Origin of the sequence: Phascolarctobacterium sp. ET69, from assembly GCF_023336935.1 — a bacterium.
In the GTDB taxonomy this organism is placed as follows: domain Bacteria; phylum Bacillota; class Negativicutes; order Acidaminococcales; family Acidaminococcaceae; genus Fusicatenibacter_A; species Fusicatenibacter_A intestinipullorum.
In genome coordinates, this window is the sequence record NZ_JAMBLR010000009.1 from 1 (window position 1) to 3,146 (window position 3,146).

2 rRNA genes are annotated in these 3,146 nt (G+C 52.8%); both read left to right on the forward strand.

From position 1 onward, the window contains the following. Positions 1 to 71: 71 nt before the first annotated feature. Positions 72 to 2,979 (forward strand): 23S ribosomal RNA (locus tag M3079_RS09340). Positions 2,980 to 3,029: 50 nt separating this feature from the next. Next, a 5S ribosomal RNA gene (gene rrf, locus M3079_RS09345) occupies positions 3,030 to 3,146 on the forward strand.

The following is a 3,146-nucleotide window of genomic DNA, read 5'->3' on the forward strand; positions in this document are numbered from 1 at the left end:
AACCTCTTAAAAAGCAATTTTGAAAGAGTAACGAGACTAGGAACACGAAAGTGTGAACTTAGTAGAAAAGAAGTCAAGCTACTAAGGGCATACGGTGGATGCCTAGGCGCCAGGAGCCGAAGAAGGACGCGGTAAGCTGCGAAAAGCCACGGGGAACTGCAAGCGAGTATTGATCCGTGGATATCCGAATGGGGAAACCCGGCCATCGTAATGGATGGTCATCCGCAAGGAAGGGAACCCGGGGAACTGAAACATCTAAGTACCCGGAGGAAAAGAAATCAAACGAGATGCCCACAGTAGCGGCGAGCGAAGAGGGCAGAGCCCAAACCTGTAAGCTACGGCTTATGGGGGTTGAGGACTGACGTAATTAAGGCCAGGCTTAGCTGAACTACCTGGGAAGGTAGGCTATATAAGGTAAGAGCCCTGTAAGCGAAAGGCAGAGCCTTAAGGTCAGTATCCAGAGTACCACGGAGCACGAGGAATTCTGTGGGAAGCAGGGGGGACCACCCTCCAAGGCTAAAGACTAACTGGCGACCGATAGCGCATAGTACCGTGAGGGAAAGGTGAAAAGAACCCCGGGAGGGGAGTGAAATAGTACCTGAAACCGTATGTCTACAAGCAGTCGGAGCGAAAGCGACGGCGTGCCTATTGAAGAATGAACCAACGAGTTATCTGCACTAGCGAGGTTAAGTGGAAGACACGGAGCCGTAGCGAAAGCGAGTCTGAAAAGGGCGGATAGTTAGTGTAGGTAGACCCGAAACCGCAGTGATCTACCCATGTCCAGGTTGAAGCGCAGGTAAAAATGCGTGGAGGACCGAACCGGTGAGCGTTGAAAAGCTTTCGGATGAGATGTGGGTAGGGGTGAAATTCCAATCGAACGCGGAGATAGCTGGTTCTCCCCGAAATAGCTTTAGGGCTAGCCTCAGGTAGTAAGTATAGGCGGTAGAGCACTGATCGGGCTAGGGGCCATAAAGGTTACCGAACCCTGTCAAACTCCGAATGGATATACTGCAGAGCCTGGGAGTCAGACTACGAGTGATAAGATCCGTGGTCAAAAGGGAAACAGCCCAGACCACCGGCTAAGGTCCCAAATGCCGTACTAAGTGGAAAAGGATGTGGGGATTCATAAACAACCAGGATGTTGGCTCAGAAGCAGCCACCATTTAAAGAGTGCGTAATAGCTCACTGGTCGAGAGTCCCTGCGCCGAAAATTTCCGGGGCTAAAGTACGGAACCGAAGCCGTGGCTGTGCATGTAAGTGCACGGGGTAGGGGAGCGTTGCCACAGGGGTGAAGCTGGTCTGGAAGGACTGGTGGACTTGTGGGAAGTGAGAATGTTGGTATGAGTAGCGAAAAGAAAGGTGAGAATCCTTTCCACCGAAAGCATAAGGATTCCTGAGCAACGATCGTCGTCTCAGGGTAAGTCGGGACCTAATCCGAGGCAAAGAGCGTAGGAGATGGACAACAGGTTGATATTCCTGTACCGGCAGCAATTGTTTGAGCGAAGGAGTGACACAGAAGGGCAGGCAGGCGCGAGACTGGATTGTCGCGTGCAAGCGTGTAGGGTAGTGTACAGGCAAATCCGTACACTGAGAGCCTGAGGCGTTACGCGGAGCGAGCAGAGATGCGAGCGAAGCTGCTGATCCCACACTGTCGAGAAAAGCTTCTAGTGAGAGAGCTGCCGCCCGTACCGTAAACCGACACAGGTATGCGGGGAGAGAATCCTAAGGTGCGCGGGAGAACCCTCGTTAAGGAACTCGGCAAAATGTACCCGTAACTTCGGGATAAGGGTAGCCGTCTTGGTGAAGGAACTTGCTTCTGGAGCTAAAGGCGGTCGCAGAGAAGAGGCCCAAGCGACTGTTTACCACAAACACAGGTGCCTGCTAAAGCGAAAGCTGACGTATAGGTGCTGACACCTGCCCAGTGCTGGAAGGTTAAGGAAGGATGTCCGGGCAACCAAAGCATTCGACCGAAGCCCCAGTGAACGGCGGCCGTAACTATAACGGTCCTAAGGTAGCGAAATTCCTTGTCGGGTAAGTTCCGACCCGCACGAAAGGTGTAACGATTTGGGCACTGTCTCAACGAGGGACCCGGTGAAATTGAAATACCTGTGAAGATGCAGGTTACCCGCGACTGGACAGAAAGACCCCATGGAGCTTTACTGTAACCTGACATTGGGTTTTGTTGTATTACGTACAGGATAGGTGGGAGGCTTAGAAGGCTGGACGCTAGTCTGGCTGGAGCCGGCGTTGGGATACCACCCTTGATACAACGGAATTCTAACCGAGAGAGTAACGAAATCCGGGACAGTGTCAGGCGGGCAGTTTGACTGGGGCGGTCGCCTCCGAAAGAGTAACGGAGGCGCCCAAAGGTTCCCTCAGCGCGGCCGGAAATCGCGCGAAGAGTGTAAAGGCAGAAGGGAGCTTGACTGCGAGCCAAACACGGCGAGCAGGTACGAAAGTAGGGCTTAGTGATCCGGTGGTACCGAGTGGAAGGGCCATCGCTCAACGGATAAAAGCTACCCTGGGGATAACAGGCTAATCTCTCCCAAGAGTCCATATCGACGGGGAGGTTTGGCACCTCGATGTCGGCTCATCACATCCTGGGGCTGAAGTCGGTCCCAAGGGTTGGGCTGTTCGCCCATTAAAGTGGTACGTGAGCTGGGTTCAGAACGTCGTGAGACAGTTCGGTCCCTATCCATCGCGGGCGCAAGAGATTTGAAGGGGTCTGCTCCTAGTACGAGAGGACCGGAGTGGACGGACCGCTGGTGTACCAGTTATTCCGCCAGGAGTACAGCTGGGTAGCTACGTCCGGACTGGATAAACGCTGAAAGCATCTAAGCGTGAAGCCATCCTTAAGATGAGATCTCTCACAGAGTAATCTGGTAAGACACCTTAAAGAAGATGAGGTAGATAGGCCGGGAGTGTAAGTGCAGCAATGTATTGAGCTGACCGGTACTAATATGTCGAGGGCTTGACTTCGTAAGTTTCTTCTATATAGCTTTGAGGGTTCACCTCAAGAAAATAATATATCCGGTGGTAATGGCTAAGGGGGTCCACCTGTTCCCATCCCGAACACAGAAGTTAAGCCCTTATACGTCGAAAGTACTTGGCTGGAAGCGGCCCGGGAGGATAGATAGCTGCCGGTT